Below are 22,747 nucleotides of genomic sequence, written 5' to 3' on the forward strand. Positions count from 1 at the left end.
TTCTGCCCTGCTATTGTAAAAAACGATTGGCTTGTGTTCACTCAACATAAGAACAGAAATAGAAAGCCTGTCGAAATGGCGCGTCCATTCGTCGAGCCTCTTAAGAAACTGATCGAACAGACACCGGCGCGGGAAAGGAAACATGGCTTGTTTCGGCAACAAACCAGCCGTTTGAAGGGGACTATTTTTCGCGTTGGTTTAAGGATGGTTGTAAGGAAGCGGGCGTGCCAGGCACACCTCACGGTTTGCGGAAGGCTGCCGCATCAAGGCTCGCTCAGTTCGGCTGTACGGAGCGTGAAATTATGGCTATTACGGGCCACACTACTTCGAAGGAAGTCGACCGATATGCTAAGTCCGCTCGCCAAAAAGTCCTTGCGAAGTCGGCAATGGACAAGATGCTTAAGCCCCATTGCAACTCGTTTCGAACGGTTAGTTCCGAGGCGTTTGGGCCGCACCAGCCAAAGCGGGCCGCACAGGTGCGATAACCAATTGAAAATACTGCTTAACTGATTATTCAACATTCGGTTGCGATATGCGGAACATGGCTTATGAATTCGATAAATTGCCGCTCGATGAGCTTTTTGTGCCCGTGACGAATGCCACGGTTGCATTAACAAGGCTTGACGAGCGGCTCGCCCGTTCTCCAATCCGCGATGGAATGCTGGAGCGTATGCATATGCAAGACGCTGTCGCATCCATGTGGCTTGAGGGGGAGCTAGTGCATCTGGAAGACCTTGTTCTGCATGATGCGCTTATGGATACACGTACGCCCAGTCACGCTCTGACGATTGCGCATTCTGTGTTACGACTGCGTCGGCAGATTGTCGGTCGTGCGCCGGGCTGGGCTTTTACTACGACAGGCATTCAGCAATTACTTGGTCGAAATATCGAGGTGCGTGAGGAAGAGAAGCGTGATTATAGCGAAGTGGCGGACGGCGAAGCTGATCCGTTACTGGACGATATCGACGCGCTTCTCGCTCGCACGGACGCTCTGCTAAAAGGCGTGGTCAAGGAGAAGCCGAAGCCTGTCGAGGCGGAGGCTCTGCTTTATGACGATGACTGGGATGAAGATGCGCGTTTGCAGCAATGGCGCGACCTGTTTGCCAAAACGGCACATTTGCCTTCAATGTTACGCGCTGCAATTATGCATGATGCCTGGTATTCTCTTGAAGTGGTTCAGCGTTCAAACTGGATCGGTCGTTTGCTGACATCTGCCTATCTGCGTCAGTCGGACATTGCGGCTAACCACCTGCCCGCAATCAGTATAGGGCTACGGACGAAAAGGCCAGATGAGCGCCGCTCGTCAAACCGGTTGATACGGTTGAAGACATTTTTGTCGGCAATTGAGGACGCGGCCGACGCAGGCATGAAAGAACATGACCGCCTGATGCTTGCGCGTGAACAAATGCAACGCAAGCTCAGAGGACGGCGATCAAATTCACGTCTTCCGCAATTGGTTGATATGATGATGCGCAGCCCTCTGGTTTCAAGCCAGATGGTTGAGAAAGAGCTTGAAGTCACGCAACAGGGTGCGTTGAAGCTGATATCCGATCTCAATTTGCGGGAAATTACCGGACGCGGCAGGTTCCGCGCCTGGGGCGTTTTGTGATTTATTTCTTCATGCAGTGATTGCGCAGATGGGCCGCAAAAAGCTGATACTCGTTGCGGCGGGCAGCATTGGCGCGCCATACCAAAGCCAGCGAACGGTAATTGTGCTGACCTTCATAGGGTACGATGCTGATTTCGCTGCCGCGCGTGACGCCAGCCTTGATAGCGACTTCGGGCAGCAGTGTCACGCCCATGCCGAACTCCACAAGCTGCACCAGCGTCATAATGCTGGTTGCATGAACATCGCCGCCTGTCTGCGTTGGTTTTGAACCGATTGCCGCCATAACGTGTTCACGCAGACAGTGGCCAGTTTCTAGCAGAAGAAAAGGTTGATCTTGAAGATCACTTGCATCGATAAGATCACGATTGGCCAATGCATGATCGCGGCGCACGGCAAGAAAAAACGGGTCCTGACCGATTTCGGAGACTTCAAAGTCATCAAGATCATATGGGTGGGCGACGAGCGCCACATCAAGCGAACCTGAACGCAGACTATCGAGGAGAGTGCGTGTAAGGCCTTCACGTACGCTCAGTTTCAGTTCTGGAAAGGCCTTGGCTGTCGTGGGCAGCACTTTGGGCAGAAGAAACGGTGCTATCGACGGAATGACACCGAGCCGCAAACGCGTAGTCAAAGGCCGCTCTGCCTGACGTGCATGTTCAGGAAGTTCTTCGATCGAGGCAACAATTTCCTGCGCGCGACTGAGAAAGTCTTCTCCAGGTGGCAGCAGTTGCATGCGCCGCCCTGTGCGGTCGATCAGAGTAACGCCGATCTCCGCTTCTAGCGCTTGAATGGCCGCGCTTAACGTGGATTGGGTCACGCCGACGGCTTCAGCGGCGCGAGAAAAAGAGCCTGCTTTCACGAGGGCGATAAAGTAGTGGAGCTGGCGAACGCTGATATTGAGCATAGTGTTGGGCCGAACTTATCCCCATCGTTAAAATCGATGGAATTGATCGTTTTAATCGCTTTGACCGATTGATCTAGAGTGCCTATATATGACTCGCAAGCGGAGAGTTCTGAAACTTCTGAATTTTCTGCATAACAACGAATTTACAGGCAGGTATGAGATGCTCGGTATCGGTGACAAGCTCCCTTCTTTCAAAGTAACCGGCGTAAAGCCAGGCTTCAACTTCCATGAGGAAAACGGCGTTTCGGCTTTTGAAGAAGTCACTGAAGCAAGCTTCGAAGGCAAGTGGAAGGTTATCTTCTTCTACCCTAAGGACTTCACTTTCGTTTGCCCAACAGAAATCGCAGAATTCGCACGTCTGGCCTCGGATTTTGATGACCGTGATGCGGTTGTTCTCGGCGGTTCAACCGACAATGAATTCGTGAAGCTTGCATGGCGCCGCGACCACAAGGATCTGGACAAGCTACCAATCTGGTCGTTTGCTGACACCAATGGTTCGCTTGTTGATGGCCTCGGCGTTCGTTCACCTGATGGCGTTGCTTACCGCTACACCTTCGTTGTCGATCCAGACAACACAATCCAGCACGTTTACGCAACGAACCTGAACGTTGGCCGTGCTCCTAAGGACACGCTGCGCGTTCTCGACGCTCTGCAGACAGATGAGCTTTGCCCATGCAACCGCGAAGTCGGTGGCGAAACGCTCAAGGCTGCTTAATCAGCGTAAAATTGCATGAGACAAGGCGGGTTAAGGCCCGCCTTTTGTTTATCCAGAAATGACATTTGAAGAGGGTTCCATGTCCATCGATGATCTGAAGTCAAAAATCCCAGATTTCGCCAAGGATGTTCGTCTTAACCTTTCGTCCATGGGGAGCGATGAAACACTTACGCCACAGCAGAAATATGGCCTGTTCGTCGCCTGCGGTATTGCCTCGCGTAACGCCGATGTGCGCAAGGCGCTCACTGCCGAAGCAGCAGGTAAGGTTGATGCTACGGTTGTGCAGGCTGCAAAATCTGCAGCATCCATCATGGGTATGAACAACGTTTATTATCGCTTCGTGCACCTGGCCACGAACAAGGAGTATCGCACGCTTCCTGCCAAGCTGCGCATGAACGTGATTGGCAACCCAGGCGTTGACAAGGTCGACTTCGAACTGTGGTCACTGGCCGTTTCGGCAATCAATGGCTGCGGGATGTGCATCGACGCCCACGAAGATGTGCTGCGTAAGGCTGGCGTCTCAACGGAAGCAATCCAGACCGCTGCACGCTTCGCCTCGATCATTCAGTCTGTTGCGATTGCTCTGGAAGCTGCTGACACCGAATAAGGTTAGTCGAGCTTACACTTAAAGGAAAAGCCCGCGTGGATCGCTCCACGCGGGCTTTTTTAATTGCGTTTTAAATATTTTATTGCGAGCGCATCTTATCCGAAAACCGGTTCCCACTTTTCGGGATGCGCTCTTTTATTCGCCGCGCTTGAACGAGATGAATGCAAAGCCGATCAGAGAAATCACGGCGGCAGCAGTCATGTAGTACCCAACATAAGCGAAGCTATAATGAGTTGCGAGCCATGTTGCGATGTAAGGTGCAACTGATGCGCCGAGAATTCCTGCCAAATTGAAGGTAAGCGAAGCGCCAGTATAGCGAACCGAAGTCGGGAATGGTTCAGCAAGAGCCGCACCAATCGGACCATAGGTCAGACCCATCAGGCCGAAACCGAGGATGAGGAAGGCGAGGACGCCAGCTGTTCCGCTGAGGAAGAGCGGAGCCATGAGGAAGCCATAGATACCAATCAGAACAGTGACGATGATCATTACAGGACGCATTCCGTATTTATCGGAAAGCAGCGCTGCGACCGGGATGGTGAGGCCGAAGAAGATCACGCCGATCATCTGCAGAATGAGGAACTGCTCACGGCTATAGCCGAGCGCACGGGTACCCCAACCGAGCGAGAACACGGTCATGAGATAGAACAGAACGAAGGTTGCAACAGCGCCGATGGTGCCGAGAAACAGGCTCGCCTTATGCTTCTTGAAAAGCGTTGCGACTGGAACTTCAACGCGTTCAGCCTTGTCGATAGCCTTCTGGAACTCTGGTGTCTCAGCAATCTTCAAGCGAATGAAGAGGCCGACGCCAACCAACAGGGCACTCGCGATGAAAGGAATACGCCAGCCGAACGACATGAACTGTTCTTCGGTCAGGAGTTCAGCCAAGACTAAGAAAATACCCGTCGCAAGGATGAAGCCAACAGGTGCGCCGAGCTGCGGGAACATGCCGTACCAGGTACGCTTGCCTTCCGGCGCATTTTCGGTAGCCAGCAGAACTGCACCGCCCCATTCGCCACCAAGGCCAAGGCCCTGACCCAGACGGCAGAGTGCGAGCAGGAGAGCCGCCCAGACGCCGATGGATTCATAAGTTGGCAGGAAGCCGATTGCGACTGTGGAAATACCCATGGTCATAAGCGCTGCAACGAGGGTTGCCTTACGGCCAACCTTATCGCCGAAGTGGCCGAACAACGCGCCGCCAATCGGGCGCGCAAAGAAGGCAATAGCGAAAGTTGCCAAAGACTGGAGCAGCGCCGAGTTACCGTCACTTGCCGGAAAAAAGAGGTGCGGGAAAACGATTACCGCGGCGGTAGCATAAATATAAAAGTCAAAGAATTCGATTGTTGTGCCGATCATGCTCGCGGCCAAAACGCGGCGCGCAGAATTTTTCTTCGGAACAACTGCTTGAGCTACAGTCATTGTTTCATATCCATATTTGTGGGCTGTACGTTTGGGGGGAAAGCCCGAGATATTGCCTTCTTAGTGCCACAAAATACGAAACCGCAAGCTTAAAAGGGCTATCACGTAATTTTATAATTTCGAATGTGCTGTTTTCGAAACAAAATGAATGTTTGAGGTTGTTTCAAGGAAAAGGATCGAGGCCTTTCATTTGCCTTAAGGCAGCCTTAAGCTGAAATTTAGAACATGGAATCACAATGACTGCGCGGGTTTTCAGAAACAGCAATATTGGGATGCGTTTTCGCAAACATTCTGTTTTGGGGATGCCTTCCCGTATGCTGATTGCGCTGTTCTCGTTGCTGTTTCTGGTTTCGACGCAATTTTGTTATGCGATGGCGCATGAGCTGCCACTGACGTCAGCAGTTATTGACTGTCATACGATTGCGCAGGTTGCAAAACATGACGTCGGGCATTCAATGCCGACGGATCATAGCAAGAAGGCATCTGCCGCCTGTGTAATGATGAGCTGTGGCGGCATCATACAGCTTAGCTCCAGCGTTGCGCTGTTCACTCCAGATCACGAATTCGGCCTGCCGCCACGCGTCGCAGCATTGAACAGCAACGACCCCTTCGGCGTGCTACGCCCTCCAATACTCACCCAGTTCTGATCTTCTGAAACGCTGCCGGTTTTTCGGCGGCAATAAGCGCATTTCGAAGGTTTCGATGCGCGTTGATAGAGATTTATCTGGAGAATTATCATGACGAGTATGACTCGCCGTCGTCTTTTGACGCTTGGAGCAAGTGCTGCTGGCTTATCCATCGTCCGGCCATTTGAAGCCTTTGCGCTGGATCCCCATCAGCAGCACATACAGCACGGTACAGCCAACACACAGGCAAAGGCGCCGGCGCTGCCTATTCCGGCTTTGATTGAGCCCGATGCTGCAGGCGTGGTGAAGCTGACTGTCCAGAAGGGACGCCATGCTTTCACCCAAGGCAGCGATGCAACCTCTGCCGGGATAAACGGCACATATCTCGGGCCGATCGTCCGCCTCAAAAACGGCGAAGCTGTTACGCTTTCGGTAAATAACGAGATGGATGAAGACACAACACTTCATTGGCATGGTCTTTTTGTTCCGTCGGTTCTCGATGGCGGGCCGCATAACGTGATTGCGGCAGGCACTAGCTGGGAGCCAAAGGTTACGGTCAAACAGCCTGCTTCGTTCAACTGGTTCCACCCGCATATGCATGGGGACACTGCGCGGCAGGCGCATATGGGAATTGCCGGGTTGATGATTGTCAGCGACGGCAAGGACGGGGACCGCGGCTTGCCTCAAACCTATGGTGTTGATGATATTCCGCTCGTCTTGCAGGATCGCAGGGTGATCGAAGGCGATAAGGTTTATCAGCCTGACATTATGGATCTGATGCATGGCTTTCGCGGCGACAAGCTTATTGTGAATGGCGTTATCGCGCCGCAAGCGCGTGTTCCTGCTTCAGTGGTTCGGTTGCGTATTTTGAACGGAGCAAATGCTCGCAACTTCCACATCCGTCTTAGCGACGACCAGCCGTTGCAAGTCATTGCATCAGATGGCGGCTTTATAAGTACGCTTGATCCGGTTAAACGCCTGACAATCAGTCCGGGCGAGCGCTACGAGGTGTTGGTCGATTTTTCTAAGTCGAAAGATATCCTCGACCTTCTGACAGCCAGTGATGACAGCGGTGGCGATGACCAGCCTTTGATGCAGTTCATCATCGATGATAAAATTGAAGGCGCGATCAAAACCTTGCCGACAAAGCTGGATGGTCCAGAACAGCCCGACGAAAAACTTTCTGTTCGCAGACGCTCATACTTATTTGATGAACGGATGTCGAATAATATGAAGCTTATGATGGGCGGCAAGTCGAGCGATGCTCATGCTGGTCACAACATGGCGACCATGAGCGACCATGATATGCATGGTGGGCGGAGCAATGCCGACACCGGACCTGCGTTGCAGGCTTTAACATCAGGCATTCAGATGGCGATTGCGGAGAAGCCTTTCGACATGAACCGCATCGACGCAGAAGTTAAGCTTGGATCCTGGGAGATCTGGGAGTTGTCAACGAAAGAAATGGCGCATCCATTTCATATTCACGGAGCATCGTTTCGCATCCTGACATTGAACGGCGAAACGCCGCCACTGCACCAATCAGGCTGGAAAGACACGGCGCTGATTAACGGCAAGGCAGAAGTTCTTGTACATTTTGATCGTGAAGCGAAACGCGATCATCCTTTCATGTTCCATTGCCATGTGCTGGAACATGAGGATGTTGGCATGATGGCACAATTCGTTACGGTTTAAGTTTCAAATGTGCTGCGCGCCGGCCAGACTGGCGCGCAGTTCTTTAAATTTCGAACAATTCGCGCCTCTACGCGTTTACCGCTTATCCCACACCAAATTATAGGAGGAGATAATGCGGTCTCTGATTTTAGCTTCGACTATTGTTCTTGTCGCTGGTCCGACTTTGGCGGAGGGCGTAACCGTCAAAATGTTTGAGGCACTGGAATCCGGCCAAGGTAAGGAAATGGGTACTGTTAAAGTTTCCCAGAGCGCCGATGGTCTTTCTTTCAAAGCAGATTTGAGTGGTTTGCCTGCAGGCGAGCATGGTTTTCATGTTCACGAGAAGGGAAGTTGCGCACCCGCTGAACAAGATGGAAAAATGACGCCGGCGCAAGCTGCTGGCGGCCACTTCGATCCGGATGGCTCAAAACACCACATGGGTCCAGAAGGACATGGTCATATGGGTGACTTGCCGCTTCTGAAAGCCAGTGCGGATGGCAAAGTTAGTGAAACCGTTGTCGCACCTCGTTTGAAATCACTGGATGAAGTCAAAGGTCGCGCATTAATGGTTCACGTTGGTGGTGATAACTATTCCGACAAGCCTAAGCCGCTCGGTGGCGGCGGTGCCCGCTTCGCCTGTGGTGTGATTGAATAAACTCGATCTGATTTTGCGCGCTTTTACCGGCTCTGCCCTAACCCCAGTTCTCGATACGGATTTTTGAGCCGTCCGAGAAACGAGAGATATGGAACGGCGACGGATCGACAACCGGCGTTTCGCCGCTGACCATATCGGCGACCAATCGTCCTGCACCGGGGCCGATGCCAAAACCATGTCCTGAAAATCCTGTGGCGACAATTAACCCGTCGATGCCGGGCATGGGTGAGATTACCGGAATAACATCTGGCATCGTATCGATCAGACCGGCCCATTCCTGTGCGATCGTTGCCGATGCAAAAGATGGTATGGCAGCTTTAAGTTTGGACAGTACTGCTGCATTCGCTGCCCGGTGTGGTTCTGGATCAAGCGTGCGGATTTTTTCAAACACCGAGACCTGATCTGCCGGACGGAGCTTCCATTGGAAACATTCTTCAAAAAAGCGTTGACCGAAACGGAAACGCAGGGATTTCCATTCTGTTGAGAGCGACGGAAGGAAGTCACGGAAGAAACGAAAACTGTCAGGCACAATGTCGGCAATGGAGCCCCCAAGGCTCGCAACCGTATAGCCACCATCAAGTCGCTTGCGCAGTGCGAAGTCCGAAAATGCGATTGCCGGTTCAACGCCACTCTCGATAGACGACGTACGGAAGACGGACGAGCGCACTTTGAGCTGCGGTAGATGGGCATCAAACGACGATATGATCAGTCGTGACCAGGCGCCACCAGCAACGACAATCGCTTCGCAAGCCACGCGGCCTTTTTCAGTCAAGACGGCTGACACACGTCTATTGGTGGTTTCGATCCCACGCACGGCACAGTTTTGCAGAATAACTGCGCCAAGTTCCTGCGCCTTGGCCGCCAAAGCAGGGACTGCTTTTTGCGGTTCTGCACGGCCATCGAGCGGTGTGGTCATGCCACCTTTGAGCGACCGGGTTAATCCCGGTGCGAGACTTGCTGCCTGCTGACTGTTTAGCAGGTGTGTTTCGATGCCGTGTTCGCTGGCAATTTTGATCCACTCTGCGTATCGCTCGACTTCCTCTTCCTTTTCAGCAGTGTAGGCAATGCCGGTGACGCGAAATCCGGTTTCGCGACCAACACGTTCATTCATGCCTTCCCAAAGCCGCATGCTCTCGACAATCAACGGCATTTCGCGACTGTCGCGTCCGGTTCGGCGGCACCAGCCCCAGTTACGGCTTGATTGTTCTCCTGCGATTTCCCCTTTTTCAAACAAGGCAACTGGAATGCCGCGCTCTGCCAGAAAAAGCGCTGTCGATACACCGATCACGCCACCGCCGATGATAGCGACCCTCGATTCCGGCGGCAAATGTTCGGCTGTTGCCACCTTGTCGGTGATCGGCCCCATGATCAGACTCCTGCAATACGAATATGAAATGATTTGTGAGCAGAATTGCGTGATTTGCAAGCCAGTTCAACTGGATAGTGCAGTAATCTATTGCGCTTTAAACGGGGGCTCGACAAATTCCTGACGCGCTTGGTCGTGTTTTATTGGCAAAGTAGTCCAAGTGCATTTATATGCAGATTGTTAGTAACAGGACTCTCGGCCTCATCTATGGATGCACGCACTCTGCAGGATACGATGCTCGATAACGAAACGGCTCCGGCACTGACCCTCTCGGGAATTGGTCGGCAATTTGGAACCGTGCGGGCACTGAACAACATATCGCTGGATGTGCAGCCCGGTGAGATCATCTGTCTGGTTGGGCATTCAGGTTGCGGCAAGACTTCCCTTTTGCGGATTATTGCTGGCATTGATGCACCGGATGAAGGCCAGCTTACAATGGGCGGGCGCGCGCTCGTCGGTCCATCGATCTTCGTTGAACCGGAACAGCGAAACATTGGTGTGGTCTTCCAGGACTACGCGCTGTTCCCACATCTGACCGTGTGCGAAAATGTGCTGTTTGGTCTGCGCAAGGTTCGCAAGGAACAAGCGCTCAGCCGTGTTGATGAGTTACTCCAACTTGTCGGTCTCACTTCGATGGCGGATCGTTACCCGCATATGTTGTCGGGTGGGGAGCAGCAGCGCGTGGCACTTATTCGGGCTTTGGCACCGAAGCCTGACCTTTTGTTGATGGATGAGCCGTTCTCCAATCTCGATCGCGGCTTGCGCGCGCGCGTGCGTAGTGAGACGATGGCACTGTTGCGCGCACTCGGCACGCCGGTCATTATCGTTACGCATGAGGCGGAAGAAGCGCTTTCAACGGGCGACCGTGTTGTCCTGATGCGCTCTGGCGAAATCGTGCAGCAAGGCTCTGCCCGTGATCTCCATAATTGTCCGAACTCTCGCTATGCAGCCGATTTCTTCTGCGACTTCAATGCGGTTGAAGGTAGTGTTCGCGGCGAAATGATTGAAACGGTGCAGGGTGTCTTTAATGCTCCGGCCGACTTCGCAAGTACCGGCGAAGTTCTCGTTTATATCAGACTGCGCGACATTGAGATTCTGCCTGATGCTACTGCGGGCGCTTTAAGCGGACAGATCGAAACACGGATCTATCTAGGTGAAACCGAAGAGTTGCTAATCCGCCTTGACGGAAGCGAGCAGTGTCTGCGTGTGCGAACCGACCATCATGTTCCGGTAAGCGTTAATTCGGTTTTCCTTCGAATAAATTGGAGCAGAGCGCTGGTTTTTGCAAAATAATGAGTAAACAGGTCATATTTAGAGTGCCGCGCAATTGACCCTGCAAAACCGAGTTATTATATTCCAATTGCATACCATATAGTTCCAAATGAACCATATTTTTTCGGAGGTAAAATGCCCAAGATCGCGCGTGCTGGACTTGCACTCATGGCTGCGACGTTTCTCTCAGGTGCTGCAAATGCAAATGAGATTAATATTTACACGACGCGTGAGCCAGGCCTGATTCAGCCTTTGCTTGACGCCTATAAGGAAAAGACGGGCACCACCGTCAATACCGTTTTCCTTAAGGATGGTCTCGCTGAGCGTGTAGCTTCCGAGGGCGAAAAATCTCCCGCCGATATTCTGATGACGGTCGATGCAGGCAATCTGGTTGACCTCGTCGACAAGGGCCTTACCCAGCCGATCGATTCCCAAGCTCTGAAGGACGCAATCCCTGAGCAGCTCCGCGATGCAAATGGCAACTGGTTTGGGCTTTCGATGCGCGCGCGCGTTATTTATGCCGCCAAGGATCTGGAACTCGACAAGATCACCTATGAGGAACTGGCGGATCCGAAGTGGAAGGGCAAGATCTGCATTCGCGCTGGTCAGCATCCATATAATACGGCCCTGATCGCCGATTACATCGCTCATCACGGCGCAGAAAAGACCGAAGAGTGGCTGACTGGCCTCAAAGCCAATCTGGCACGCAAGGCAGCCGGTGGTGATCGTGATGGCGCCAAGGACATTGTCGGTGGTATCTGCGATATTGCAGTTGCCAACTCTTATTATGTTGGTTTGATGCGCTCGGGTAAGAGCGGTGACGAACAGAAGGCATGGGGCGACGGCATCAAGGTCATTCTCCCAACCTTTGCTGATGGCGGCACTCAGGTGAATATCAGCGGCGCATCTGTTGCCAAGAACGCTCCGAACAAGGACGAAGCCGTCAAGCTTCTCGAATACCTTGCTTCGGACGAAGCCCAGCAGCTCTATGCAAAGGCCAACTACGAATACCCGGTCAAGGCAGGCGCACCGGTTGATCCAATTGTTGAATCCTTCGGCGAACTGAAGATCGATACTGTTCCGCTTTCGGAAATCGTCAAGCATCGCAAGCAGGCCAGCGAGCTGGTCGACAAAGTCGGCTTTGATAACTAAAAGCGGATTATCCCTGTAAAAATAACGCCGGTGCAAAACTATTGCGCCGGCGTTATAATATGAAGGTCGACCAGAGTGCCGGAACCTGTGCAAGCCGCGTCATCATCCATACGTTTTCGTACCCGTTCGGGGCGTGGCTGGTTGTGGCTTTCAGGATTGATTGCGCTGCTGGTCTGCCTGCCGGTGCTTGCACTGGTTACCGAAGCGGTTCGCGGCTCATCCGGCCTGTGGAGCCATCTTTTTTCGACGATCTTCGCGACAGCTTTTACTGATACGATCATTCTTCTGGCAGGCGTTGGGCTTATCACTGCATTTGTCGGCACGTCTGCAGCATGGCTGGTGACGGCTTATGATTTCCGTGGACGCGGTGTACTGGAATGGGCGCTTTTGCTGCCCTTAGCGGTGCCGACCTATATCATCGCCTACGCATATCTTGATATTTTGCATCCGATCGGCCCGATACAAAGCGCGATCCGCTTTGTGCTGGGTTATGAAACGCCTCGTCAGTTTCGCTTGCCGGATATAAGATCAATGACGGGCTGCATAATCCTGCTCGGCTTTGTACTTTATCCTTATGTTTATATACCAACACGCGCCATGTTCCTCACGCAGTCAGCGAGCCTGATTGAAGCAGCACGGACATTGGGCGTCAGCCGCAGAGGAATATTCTGGCGTGTGGCCCTGCCACTCGCACGTCCAGCTGTAGCTGTCGGCGTGAGCCTTGCATTGATGGAAACGCTCAACGATGTTGGCGCTGCCGAGTTTCTCGGCGTGCGGACGCTGACGGTTTCGATCTACACAACATGGGTCACGCGCTTTGATCTTCCGGGAGCAGCACAACTCGCCTTGGCGCTATTATTGCTGGTTGTCGCCATTGTATCAATTGAGCGATGGGCGAGGCGGAAACAGCGCTTCTCTTCCAATATCCGCCACTCGCGCGGCTTTGAACCGCTGAAGGTCAGCGGCGTAAAGGGCATTTGGCTGTTCATTATCTGTGCCGTGCCGATCATTATCGGCTTCATCATGCCCGCGACCTATCTCCTCATTGAAGCAGTCAAGCGGATGCGCTTTGCCGGTATCTCACCTCGTCTGGCGGGTGAAGCATTCAACACCGTCATGCTGGCATCTGTCGCAACCATTCTAGTGCTTCTGTTTGGCATGATGGTGGCCTATGCGATGCGGCTGTTTCCGGGCACGGCTTCACGTTGGTTCTATCGCTTGTCGACCATGGGCTACGCTGCCCCCGGAACAGTGATTGCCATTGGCATCATGATTGTGTCCGGTGCGGTTGACCGTTTTTTCGATCAGGTGTTCAGCACGTTTTTCGGCCTCTCCACGGGAATACTGCTGATCAGTACCGGCGCCGCTATCGTCTATGCTTATGTAGCACGCTTTCTGGCTATATCTGCGGGCGGCATCGATGCCGGTCTTGAGCGCATCCCGCAATCGCTCGATCAAGCCTCTCGTACCCTTGGTCGTGGCGTGACTGCTACATTCTGCCAGGTGCATCTGCCGCTATCAAAGACGGCCATTGTTGCCGCTGGTCTGCTGGTTTTTGTCGATTGCGTTAAGGAGCTGCCTGCCACGCTTTTATTGCGCCCGCTTAATATCGAGACTTTTGCCACACATCTTTACGGCGAGGCCGCACGCGGAACCTATGAAGAGGCTTCGGTTGCTGCACTTGCAATTGTGGCCGTCGGAATATTGCCGGTCATTCTGCTTTCGCGTGTAGGGCGTCGTTTGGGTGGCGCTCGCGGCTAGTTGCAGAAGTTCTGCAATATCAAATTGTTACAATGTCGTTATGGTTCGCGACTTTAACGTGATACTCGGCATGGTTGACGAAGTTCCATAAATTCAAAAAATGCTGATCTATCAAGGGCTTTTAGGCTTATGCAGCCTCGCTCTCAGCGGAGATAGGTGAATGTTTTCAACACGATATTTCGCGTGAACGCAATAATATGTGACTGTATTATGAAGTCGTTTTCATGCTTCTACCACAAAGCGAAAGCTCAATGGTCACAATTGAAACAAGACCGCGCAATCTGAAATGCAAATGGCCATGAAGGTCGATGTCAGGATCGCGGAAGGAAAGAGATGATGGAAACTATGCTGAATACGCAACAATGGCTTCCGGTCGAGTTGCTGAACATCGGTTTGGCAGCAGCCGTTTTCTTCGCCTGTCTTGTGCTTTCGCTGTGGAAGGCAGTTTTTGACGAACTCAACCCGGTTTTCTGGCGCCGTACCGCCGCTTTTCTTTGGGTGGGCGTTGTTATAGTTGCCTTGAGCACCGGTATTGAAAGCTTTAACTGGCCTCAGATCGTTGGCTGGGTGATGGTTGCTGGCGGCGTGATCGCAACGGCTACCCGTATGGGAATGAGCTATTATCGCCAGTATTCCGCGCATAATGTTCGCCGCACAAAGTTCACAAATCCGCGCTTCTCCGGCCCGCGCGCTACTGGACGGTGATCACCATGTTTGCAAAGACCGTTCAAATGCCTTTGCGGCAACACCGCCCCTATAGCTTGCGCTCTTTCTTTATCCGCGCTTTTGGTTCTGCACGATACCGTAAATATTCGTAGAGCGCGTGCCTGAACGGCAATAGCCCAGAATGGGACCTTCGGCTTCGGCAAGTGCCGAGGCCATTTCATCGACATTCTCCTGCGTCAATTGTCCACCAATGACCGGGATGTAATAGGTCTTGATACCAGCCTTTTCCGCTACCTTTGCAACTTCCGCAAAAGTTGGTTGGTCTGGTCCTTCTTCGCCGTCTGGACGATTGCAGATGATCGTCTGAAAGCCTTCAGCCGCAATATCGCGCACGTCATCCGGCGAAATTTGTCCGGTGACTGAGTAATTGTCGTCGATCTGGCGAATATCCATCGTTTTGCACCTAAAAGATTAGCTGTCGGAAGCGGGAGCTCATCGTCTTGTTCAGACGGTTTGAGGCTTGCAGGTATAGCTTGTTCGCAATGCTTGCCGCAAGGGCATGATGCCGACGCTTAGAGTTTAGGTCCTAGTGGAGTGAAACGAGGATCGATAAGATTACGCTTGAAATGATGGAAATCAGACCGGCTTTCTCAATAACAAGATTATCCAATATTTGAGCTCATTTGTTTCAGTAGGATTAATCCTTCTGTCGCTTCAAAGACATTGAGTAGCTGACGGTAAATGATAAGACAAATCGGAAGTCTTAACGACCATTGACGGAATGCTATGAGGATACCGAAGATCAGCCAGAATATGCCGTGTCTTGCGCGTCGCGAGGCAGGCTTTCATGAAAGTTCTCGCGAGGTTCCAGAAGAGGTGCCGGTCGCCATGAGCTACAATGGCACAACCCATGCTGTCATGCTGGCAACGCCCGTCAATCTCGAAGACTTTGCGGTCGGGTTCAGTCTTACCGAAGGTATCATATCCAACATTTTCGAAATCGAAGATCTGAGCATTGAGATCTTTGAAAAAGGTATCGACGTTCAGATGCGACTGGCTGTTGAGCCGGGCGATGCGCTTACCGCGCGGCGCAGGTTTATGGCCGGACCTGTTGGCTGTGGCTTATGCGGGATCGATTCCATCGACCAGGCTCTGCGGCCATTATCGGCGTTGTCTGCCGACAGTTTACGGTTCAAATCCGGATCGATTGTTGCTGCTATGGGCGCTTTGGGCGGCGCTCAGACTTTGAATGCAGAAACGCGCGCCGTGCATGGTGCGGGGTTCTATGTTCCGGGCGAGGGGCTTTTTGCCGTTCGCGAGGATGTCGGACGACACAATGCTTTGGATAAGCTCATTGGCGCAATGGCGCGTGCTGAACTGCCTGCGGAACAGGGTTTGGTGGCGATTACCAGCCGCGTATCTGTCGAAATGGTGCAAAAAGCCGTTATTCTTGGCGTGCCATTGTTGGCCGCAATTTCGGCACCGACCGCATTGGCAATCCGCACCGCAGATGAAGCCAATCTGACGCTTGTGGCGCTTGTTCGGGGCGACGACTTCGACGTCTATTCGCATCCCGAGCGAATTATATACGGGTAGCCGACCTCGAAAATGCAAGGCCGGCTATGTCGTTTATACGTTGGCTTACACCAGAGCTGCGATACGTGCGCGTTCGCTGACGATCTGTAGCGCTGCATGTGCAGCTTCAACGCCCTTCTTCTTGAAATGGTTGAAGAAGAACTCGTGATGTTCCTTGCTGTCGTGATAATGGTGCGGCGTGAGCGAAACGCTGAGAACCGGAACTTCGGTCTCCAGCTGCACCTGCATCATGCCATTGATAACGGCAGTAGCTACGAAATCATGACGATAAATACCGCCATCGATAACGAATGCAGCACCAACGATTGCCGCATAGCGACCGGTCTTGGCGAGCGTTTTGGCATGAAGTGGAATTTCATAAGCGCCGGGAACATCGAAGACTTCAACTTCGACACTGGTGCCTGTCTTGGCTTCTAGTTCAGCAATGAAGCTCTTGCGCGCTTCGTCGACGATGTCGGCGTGCCAGCGAGCCTGAATGAAGGCGATTTTGAAAGTTGTCTTGTTCGGATAGCTCTGGTTCATAGGTTCCTCACGAAACTAGAATCAGGGCGCACAAAGGAACGCAATCCCGCGCAATAGCCGGGTTTAACGCTCTTTCGCTCTCTTCCATCCGGACTTTAACCGTCGGCTCCGGCATCTCACCGGATCTGCTGACCCTGAAACTATACCTCAAAAGGCGTTTGCTGCAGGCGCTCGCGGGCTCGAAGATCTCTCTTCATACCGCCGGTGGGGAGTTTCACCCCGCCCCGAGAACAAACCCGCACACCATTGTGCGAGCAGCCGAAAAATATGCATTTCAGAGTGCAATGTCCAGTGCGCTCACAGGAAATTTATACTGACGCCAGCGTGCCTTGGCAGCAATTTTTGGCTCATTCTCATAAGGTGGTGAAAGTTTGTCGCCAGAAATATTTTAATCGGACTAAGTCACTATTTTTGCTCTATTATTTAGATAAAAATTTCTGCTTCAGATATCGATGTTACGTGTTATTTCGCTCTTCTCTGTTCAAACCATATTGACACACATCCAGTATCTGAGCCTATGTTAGGGGAACATCTTGTCTTGGGCGAAGGCTTTCGTTCAAAAAAGACAACGTTGTCAATCGCAGGAGGAGCTGCGAGAAACATAGTGGGATGGAGGTCTCAAAGCAGATTGAATGCTCTTCTGGATGTGCGGGTCTGAGACTCGCATAACGTCCGACGAAATTTTGTTTTGTAGAGTTCTACGGGAGGTAGACATATGCGTAAATTTTTCAGAGTGGCCGCAATGGGCACAGCTGCCTGTGCAATGCTTGCAGCAATGGCGCCTGTTACAGCCAGCGCTCAGGACAAGCAGAACGTTGAAGTTCTGCATTGGTGGACAGCCGGTGGTGAAGCTGCGGCTCTTGATGTTCTGAAGAAAGACCTCGAAGGTAAAGGTATCAGCTGGACGGATATGCCAGTTGCAGGCGGTGGCGGTACGGAAGCCATGACCGTCCTGCGCGCACGCGTTACTGCAGGCAATGCGCCAACCGCTGTGCAGATGCTCGGCTTCGACATTCGCGATTGGGCAGAGCAGGGAGCGCTTGGTAATCTCGACGAGATTGCTGGCAAGGAAGGCTGGGACAAGGTAATTCCGGCACCTTTGCAGGAATTCGCCAAGTATGACGGTCACTGGATTGCTGCACCCGTCAACGTTCACTCCACCAACTGGATGTGGATCAACAAGGCTGCTCTCGACAAGGCTGGCGGCAAAGAGCCAACCAACTGGGATGAACTCGTAGCCCTCCTCGACAAGTTCAAGGAACAGGGCATAACACCGATTGCTCACGGCGGTCAGCCATGGCAGGACGCTACGATTTTCGACGCTGTTGTGCTTTCTTTTGGTCCTGAGTTCTACAAAAAAGCTTTCGTTGATCTCGATCCAGAAACTCTGGGCAGCGATACGATGAAGCAGGCGTTCGACCGCATGACCAAGCTGCGTTCCTATGTGGACGACAACTTCTCCGGTCGTGACTGGAACCTTGCTTCGGCCATGGTGATTGAAGGTAAGGCTGGCGTTCAGTTCATGGGTGACTGGGCGAAGGGCGAGTTCGTCAAGGCTGGCAAGAAGCCAGGCGAAGACTTTGTATGCATGCGTTACCCTGAAACACAGGGCTCTGTGACCTTCAACTCCGACATGTTCGCAATGTTTAAGGTTGCTGAAGACAAGGTGCCAGCGCAGCTCGAAATGGCTTCGGCCATTGAAAGTCCGGCATTCCAGTCGGCCTTTAACGTGGTCAAGGGGTCGGCTCCTGCACGTACTGACGTGCCTGATACCGATTTTGACGCTTGCGGCAAAAAGGCCATCGCCGACGTGAAGGAAGCTGCAGGGAAGGGCACAATGCTCGGCTCGATGGCTCACGGCTATGCAAATCCGGCTTCCGTAAAGAACGCGATATATGACGTTGTGACCCGACAGTTCAATGGCCAGCTTTCTTCTGAAGACGCTGTCAAGGAACTGGTCTCCGCGGTTGAAGGCGCGAAGTAAGCAAAAGCGAGCGCCCGGCACTTCCGGGCGCTCTCCTTTCAAGCATGACAATTCATTGAACTATCGGCGGATTTTTCGCCTGAACAATTCATTGCAATGAACGGCAGACAATACAGCCGTTGAAACAATAGCCCGCATCAACAGCGCCGCAATTGAACGGCACCGGGTGCGCAGCGCAGAAATGGGTGGCGCAAATATGCAGCGTAACAGACGACTACAGGAACTCGTGCCCAAGCTGGTATTGGCACCGAGCTTTCTCATCGTCCTCGTCTTTGTCTATGGATTCATCATTTACACGGGCGTTCTTTCCGTCACCAACAGCCGAATGCTGCCTTCCTATGGCTTTGTGGGTCTGACGAATTACGAAAAACTGTGGGCCTTGCCGCACTGGTGGCGTGCTGTCACCAATCTCGCGATCTTCGCATCGCTCTACATCATCATTTGTTCGGTTATAGGCCTGTTTCTGGCCATTCTGCTCGATCAGAAGATCCGCGGCGAAGGCTTCCTGCGCCCGATCTATCTTTATCCGATGGCGCTTTCATTCATCGTGACGGGCACGGCATGGAAATGGTTCCTCGATCCGGGCATTGGGCTTGAACACACGATGAGGCTATGGGGCTGGGAAGGCTTCACCTTTAACTGGATCAAAAGCAACACGATGGCGATCTACTGCCTTGTGATAGCGGCTGTGTGGCAGTCGTCCGGCTTCGTCATGGCAATGTTCTTGGCAGGTCTGCGCGGCGTCGATAATGAAATCATCAAAGCTGCTCAAATCGACGGTGCTTCGACCAGCACGATTTATCGTCGCATTATCATCCCCTTGATGCGTCCGGTATTTTTGTCGGCTTTCGTGGTATTGGCTCATCTTGCAATCAAGGCCTATGATCTTGTGATTGCGCTCACCGGCGGCGGGCCGGGGCAGGCGACCGAGTTGCCTGCGACCTTCATGTATTCCTACACATTTACACGAAATCAGATGGGTATTGGTGCCTCGTCGGCAATCATCATGCTGGTGATGATCTTCTCAATCATCATTCCGTATCTTTATTCTGAAATTCGTGGAGGGTCGCGTTCATGAGTGCTCAGACCCAGGAAAATGCGATCAACAGCGGCAAGCTCACGCGTGCCCTGATCTATTCCGCACTGCTGCTGTTTGCGATCTACTACCTGTTGCCGCTCTATGTGATGCTGGTGAACTCGTTCAAGCCGCTGGATGAAATCCGTCAGGGCGGTATGCTAGGCCTGCCGCAGCAATGGACGATTGAGCCGTGGCTTTCGGCCTGGTCAACCGCACAGATTGGTGTGCAGCCAACCGGCCTCAAGCCGTTCTTCATCAACTCGATTCTGATGGTCGTGCCTGCGGTTGCGATTTCAACGATTGTCGGCGCATTGAATGGTTACGTGCTGACGAAATGGCGGTTCCGTGGCTCCAACATCTTCTTCGGGTTGCTGCTTCTTTCATGCTTCATTCCGTTTCAGATTGTGCTGATCCCGATGGCGCGTGTGCTCGGTATGCTCGGCATTGCTGGTACGATCTGGGGCCTGATCCTCGTCCATGTGGTCTATGGTATCGGCTTTACGACGCTCTACTTCCGCAATTATTACGAGGCGTTCCCGACCGAACTGGTGCGCGCAGCACAGATCGATGGCGCGAGCTTCTTCCAGATTTTCTGGCGCATTCTCCTGCCGTCGTCAGGCCCGATCATCGTTGTGTCGGTCATCTGGCAGTTCACCAATATCTGGAACGACTTCCTTTTCGGTGCTTCCTTCTCCGGTGCAAATTCAACGCCGATGACGGTGGCATTGAACAACCTCGTTTCCTCCTCCACAGGCGTCAAGGAATATAACGTCCATTTCGCAGCCGCTATTCTGGCCGCTTTGCCGACGTTGATCGTTTACATCGTTTCCGGGCGCTACTTCGTGCGCGGCCTGATGTCCGGTGCCGTTAAGGGATAAGTCTCATATGTCATTTCTGAAAATTAGCGATCTCTACAAATCATACGGCAGTGTTTCGGTCTTGAAGGACATCAATATCGAAATCGAAGAAGGCGGCTTTCTGGTCCTCGTCGGTCCTTCAGGTTGCGGCAAGTCTACGTTGCTCAACACGATTGCCGGTCTTGAGCCAATTACGTCGGGCGATATTTCGATCAATGGCCGCTCGGTATCAGGCCTGCATCCATCGCAGCGCGATATCGCGATGGTATTTCAGTCCTATGCGCTTTATCCAAACATGACAGTTGGTGGTAATATCGCCTTCGGCATGGAAATTCGTAAAGTGCCAAAGCCTGAGCGCGACAAGGCCATTCAGGAGGTAGCCGATATTCTGCAGATCGGCCATCTTCTTGATCGGAAGCCGAGCCAGCTTTCCGGCGGTCAGCGTCAGCGCGTTGCGATGGGGCGAGCGCTTGTTCGCAATCCGCAGGTCTTCCTGTTCGATGAACCATTGTCCAATCTGGACGCGAAGCTGCGCGTGGATATGCGTACCGAAATCAAGCGTCTGCATCACCGCATGAAGACGACAATTGTTTATGTGACGCATGACCAGATCGAGGCCATGACGCTTGCAACCAAGATTGCAGTCCTCAAAGACGGGATTTTGCAGCAATTCGGTACGCCTGCCGAAATTTACAACAATCCGGCCAATATGTTCGTTGCTGACTTCATGGGCTCTCCTGCGATGAACCTGCTCAAAGCCAATGTCGAAAAGAATGGCTCGGATTTTGCGATTACGCTCACACAGGGCGAGGGCGAGGCTCTGAAGTTGCCGCTGAAGGTTGCCCCCGGGAGCCTTGGCGATTTTGTAGGGCAGGAAGTGATCTTCGGTATCCGCCCGGAAGCGCTGACAGATCCGGATGGTGCTGATCGCAATGCAAGCTCGGTTGTGGAAGGGGATTGCCTTATTGATGTGGTTGAACCGGCTGGTTCCGACACTTTCGCGGTGACGCGGATTGGTGGAAAGCAAGTAGTCGCGCGCCTTCGTGCGGATGCACGCATCGCGGCTGGTCAGCGTTCACGCTTGGCTTTCAATCTCGACAAGGCCGTGTTCTTCGACCCGAAAACACAAGCGCGTATTCTTTAGAGCGGTTTTAGCCAATACTGAACCATAGGAACCGCTCTATCTATTCGTTTTACGCACATCTTATTCCGAAAACTGCTTCGCACTTTTCGGGATGCGCTTGAAGCCGAGTGGATAGTTAGCAATCTATTGGAATAGCCTCGAATGATTATAGGTTTACTTTCCAGTGCATGTTTTTGAACCAGAGGTTAAAATATGCGCTGGAAGTCGAGCTTGCTAGTCATGGCACTGATCGTTGGAGGAGGTGACGTCGGCCATGCCGAGGAGATGAACCCGTTCGATGAATTGAAACACAACCTATTCGCAGGAAAAAGAACAACGTCTGTCTTACGATTGGATAAATGCGAGCAGATTTCGGGCGAGACGATTAAATCCAAAAATATCGACGGTGGTTTTGTTATCGATGCATTCATGAGCTTGCGTGAACCCCAACAGGCGATTGTTTATTCCAACACACATCAAACCGTCGCCATGGACGGGAAACCGATTTTCGAATTTATTCGTTATCGAGTGCTGCCGGATAAAACGGCTACTGTCTCGATGAAGATCTTCTCAGCCAAAACGCATGAAGAAATCGGCAAAGGTGAAACGTTCAAGTGCGAATTAGGTGAGGGACTAAGTTTTGCTTATCAGCCAAGCAATTGGCGTTGGTAAAAGATCGGACTTCGATCATTGAGGCTCAAATGAAAAGGGTGCTCCCAAACTCGGGAACACCCTTTTTCATGCTTGCCTGGAGGGCAAAATTCTATTTTGCGGATGCCGCGTCTAGCGCAGGAAGTCCAGCCCAAGAAGACCAATTGCCAGTGCGGTGTTTAGTGAAATGATCATCATTCCATAAACGAGCGCTGTTCTAGTAATGTCATTCATTTTCTACCTCCTTGAACCACGACGCCTCCACATCGGATTCTAAAGCTCGAGAACTGTAACGAAATGTAACAGCCTGTTACGGGTAACGCAACCCATTTTACGTAAATGTGAACGAATGTAACGCTGCGTGAGATGTCATGAGATGGGTCGGCAACTCTCAAATCTCAAGACAGTCACCGTATTGTGACGGCGAATTAACTGGAAAAATTCGGACGGACGCTACATAAAGCGGGAGCTATAATCGACTGGCAAAGTCGTGTTTAATTCTCTGCTTTTATT

General features: G+C 52.3%; 21 protein-coding genes, 1 pseudogene and 1 riboswitch. Of the genes and pseudogenes, 17 read left to right on the forward strand and 5 right to left on the reverse strand.

Features of this window, described 5'->3' with window-relative positions:
• Positions 1–140 precede the first annotated feature (140 nt).
• Positions 141–485 (forward strand): annotated as a pseudogene (locus QSJ70_RS27660) (tyrosine-type recombinase/integrase); the annotation flags it as partial.
• Positions 486–541: 56 nt separating this feature from the next.
• On the forward strand, positions 542–1,609 hold the full coding sequence (locus tag QSJ70_RS04660) for an RHE_PE00001 family protein (RefSeq protein WP_215776795.1): 1,068 nt from the start codon (positions 542–544) through the stop codon (positions 1,607–1,609).
• Between the two features lies 1 nt (position 1,610).
• Here the strand turns inward: QSJ70_RS04660 and QSJ70_RS04665 are convergent, their stop codons facing one another.
• A complete protein-coding gene (locus QSJ70_RS04665) occupies positions 1,611–2,513 on the reverse strand; it encodes a hydrogen peroxide-inducible genes activator (RefSeq protein ID WP_215776793.1) in 903 nt (300 codons plus the stop codon).
• 160 nt (positions 2,514–2,673) lie between these two features.
• Between QSJ70_RS04665 and QSJ70_RS04670 the strand changes: the two genes are divergently transcribed.
• Positions 2,674–3,228, forward strand: coding sequence for a peroxiredoxin (locus QSJ70_RS04670; RefSeq protein WP_215779032.1), 555 nt, complete (start codon positions 2,674–2,676; stop codon positions 3,226–3,228).
• 79 nt (positions 3,229–3,307) lie between these two features.
• Entirely contained in the window at positions 3,308–3,835 is a 528-nt protein-coding gene (gene ahpD, locus QSJ70_RS04675) for an alkylhydroperoxidase, AhpD family (RefSeq protein ID WP_215776792.1), read from the forward strand.
• A 135-nt stretch (positions 3,836–3,970) separates the two neighbouring features.
• Here ahpD and QSJ70_RS04680 read toward each other — a convergent pair whose 3' ends face one another.
• Positions 3,971–5,251 carry an MFS transporter gene (locus QSJ70_RS04680; RefSeq protein ID WP_215776790.1) on the reverse strand — a complete coding sequence of 427 codons (1,281 nt, stop codon included), beginning with the start codon at positions 5,249–5,251 and terminating at the stop codon, positions 3,971–3,973.
• Between the two features lie 236 nt (positions 5,252–5,487).
• Between QSJ70_RS04680 and QSJ70_RS04685 the strand changes: the two genes are divergently transcribed.
• The 3 genes from QSJ70_RS04685 (at position 5,488) to sodC (ending at position 8,206) form a co-directional block, all read left to right on the forward strand.
• Complete coding sequence (locus QSJ70_RS04685; protein ID WP_285535003.1) at positions 5,488–5,898, forward strand: hypothetical protein; 411 nt, start codon at positions 5,488–5,490, stop codon at positions 5,896–5,898.
• Between the two features lie 90 nt (positions 5,899–5,988).
• The gene (gene cueO, locus QSJ70_RS04690; protein ID WP_285535004.1) at positions 5,989–7,572 is read left to right on the forward strand and encodes a multicopper oxidase CueO; all 1,584 of its coding nucleotides are present in this window, start codon (positions 5,989–5,991) and stop codon (positions 7,570–7,572) included.
• Positions 7,573–7,684: 112 nt separating this feature from the next.
• On the forward strand, positions 7,685–8,206 hold the full coding sequence (sodC, locus tag QSJ70_RS04695; RefSeq protein WP_215776787.1) for a superoxide dismutase family protein: 522 nt from the start codon (positions 7,685–7,687) through the stop codon (positions 8,204–8,206).
• Between the two features lie 37 nt (positions 8,207–8,243).
• Here sodC and QSJ70_RS04700 read toward each other — a convergent pair whose 3' ends face one another.
• The gene (locus QSJ70_RS04700) at positions 8,244–9,572 is read right to left on the reverse strand and encodes an NAD(P)/FAD-dependent oxidoreductase (RefSeq protein ID WP_215776785.1); all 1,329 of its coding nucleotides are present in this window, start codon (positions 9,570–9,572) and stop codon (positions 8,244–8,246) included.
• Positions 9,573–9,779: 207 nt separating this feature from the next.
• On the opposite strand from QSJ70_RS04700, the gene QSJ70_RS04705 reads away from it, so the two are divergent.
• The 4 genes from QSJ70_RS04705 to QSJ70_RS04720 all read left to right on the forward strand — a co-directional run bounded on the left by QSJ70_RS04705 (position 9,780) and on the right by QSJ70_RS04720 (position 14,462).
• Positions 9,780–10,865 carry an ABC transporter ATP-binding protein gene (locus tag QSJ70_RS04705; RefSeq protein ID WP_285535005.1) on the forward strand — a complete coding sequence of 362 codons (1,086 nt, stop codon included), beginning with the start codon at positions 9,780–9,782 and terminating at the stop codon, positions 10,863–10,865.
• Positions 10,866–10,979: 114 nt separating this feature from the next.
• Positions 10,980–11,996 (forward strand): Fe(3+) ABC transporter substrate-binding protein, encoded by a 1,017-nt coding sequence (locus QSJ70_RS04710; RefSeq protein ID WP_285535006.1) that lies wholly within the window; start codon positions 10,980–10,982, stop codon positions 11,994–11,996.
• A gap of 75 nt (positions 11,997–12,071) precedes the next feature.
• Positions 12,072–13,757 carry an ABC transporter permease gene (locus QSJ70_RS04715; protein ID WP_252349052.1) on the forward strand — a complete coding sequence of 562 codons (1,686 nt, stop codon included), beginning with the start codon at positions 12,072–12,074 and terminating at the stop codon, positions 13,755–13,757.
• Between the two features lie 333 nt (positions 13,758–14,090).
• Positions 14,091–14,462 (forward strand): hypothetical protein, encoded by a 372-nt coding sequence (locus tag QSJ70_RS04720; protein WP_215776780.1) that lies wholly within the window; start codon positions 14,091–14,093, stop codon positions 14,460–14,462.
• A 69-nt stretch (positions 14,463–14,531) separates the two neighbouring features.
• Here QSJ70_RS04720 and QSJ70_RS04725 read toward each other — a convergent pair whose 3' ends face one another.
• Positions 14,532–14,876 (reverse strand): protein tyrosine phosphatase family protein, encoded by a 345-nt coding sequence (locus QSJ70_RS04725; protein WP_007879466.1) that lies wholly within the window; start codon positions 14,874–14,876, stop codon positions 14,532–14,534.
• A gap of 333 nt (positions 14,877–15,209) precedes the next feature.
• On the opposite strand from QSJ70_RS04725, the gene fdhD reads away from it, so the two are divergent.
• Positions 15,210–16,019, forward strand: coding sequence for a formate dehydrogenase accessory sulfurtransferase FdhD (gene fdhD, locus QSJ70_RS04730; RefSeq protein WP_285535008.1), 810 nt, complete (start codon positions 15,210–15,212; stop codon positions 16,017–16,019).
• 45 nt (positions 16,020–16,064) lie between these two features.
• Here fdhD and QSJ70_RS04735 read toward each other — a convergent pair whose 3' ends face one another.
• A complete protein-coding gene (locus QSJ70_RS04735; protein WP_215776776.1) occupies positions 16,065–16,541 on the reverse strand; it encodes a 6,7-dimethyl-8-ribityllumazine synthase in 477 nt (158 codons plus the stop codon).
• Positions 16,542–16,613: 72 nt separating this feature from the next.
• A riboswitch (FMN riboswitch) is annotated at positions 16,614–16,777 on the reverse strand.
• A 479-nt stretch (positions 16,778–17,256) separates the two neighbouring features.
• Between QSJ70_RS04735 and QSJ70_RS04740 the strand changes: the two genes are divergently transcribed.
• From QSJ70_RS04740 to QSJ70_RS04760, 5 genes are all read left to right on the forward strand, one after another.
• On the forward strand, positions 17,257–18,525 hold the full coding sequence (locus tag QSJ70_RS04740; protein ID WP_215776775.1) for an ABC transporter substrate-binding protein: 1,269 nt from the start codon (positions 17,257–17,259) through the stop codon (positions 18,523–18,525).
• Positions 18,526–18,721: 196 nt separating this feature from the next.
• A complete protein-coding gene (locus QSJ70_RS04745; protein WP_215776773.1) occupies positions 18,722–19,603 on the forward strand; it encodes a carbohydrate ABC transporter permease in 882 nt (293 codons plus the stop codon).
• Complete coding sequence (locus tag QSJ70_RS04750; RefSeq protein WP_064321805.1) at positions 19,600–20,481, forward strand: carbohydrate ABC transporter permease; 882 nt, start codon at positions 19,600–19,602, stop codon at positions 20,479–20,481. The genes QSJ70_RS04745 and QSJ70_RS04750 overlap by 4 nt, the downstream gene beginning before the upstream one ends.
• 7 nt (positions 20,482–20,488) lie before the next feature.
• A complete protein-coding gene (locus tag QSJ70_RS04755) occupies positions 20,489–21,604 on the forward strand; it encodes an ABC transporter ATP-binding protein (protein ID WP_285535015.1) in 1,116 nt (371 codons plus the stop codon).
• A gap of 219 nt (positions 21,605–21,823) precedes the next feature.
• Positions 21,824–22,255 (forward strand): VirK family protein, encoded by a 432-nt coding sequence (locus QSJ70_RS04760; RefSeq protein ID WP_215776768.1) that lies wholly within the window; start codon positions 21,824–21,826, stop codon positions 22,253–22,255.
• Positions 22,256–22,747: the final 492 nt, after the last annotated feature.

It is taken from the genome of Brucella sp. NBRC 12950, assembly GCF_030268145.1.
GTDB lineage: Bacteria > Pseudomonadota > Alphaproteobacteria > Rhizobiales > Rhizobiaceae > Brucella.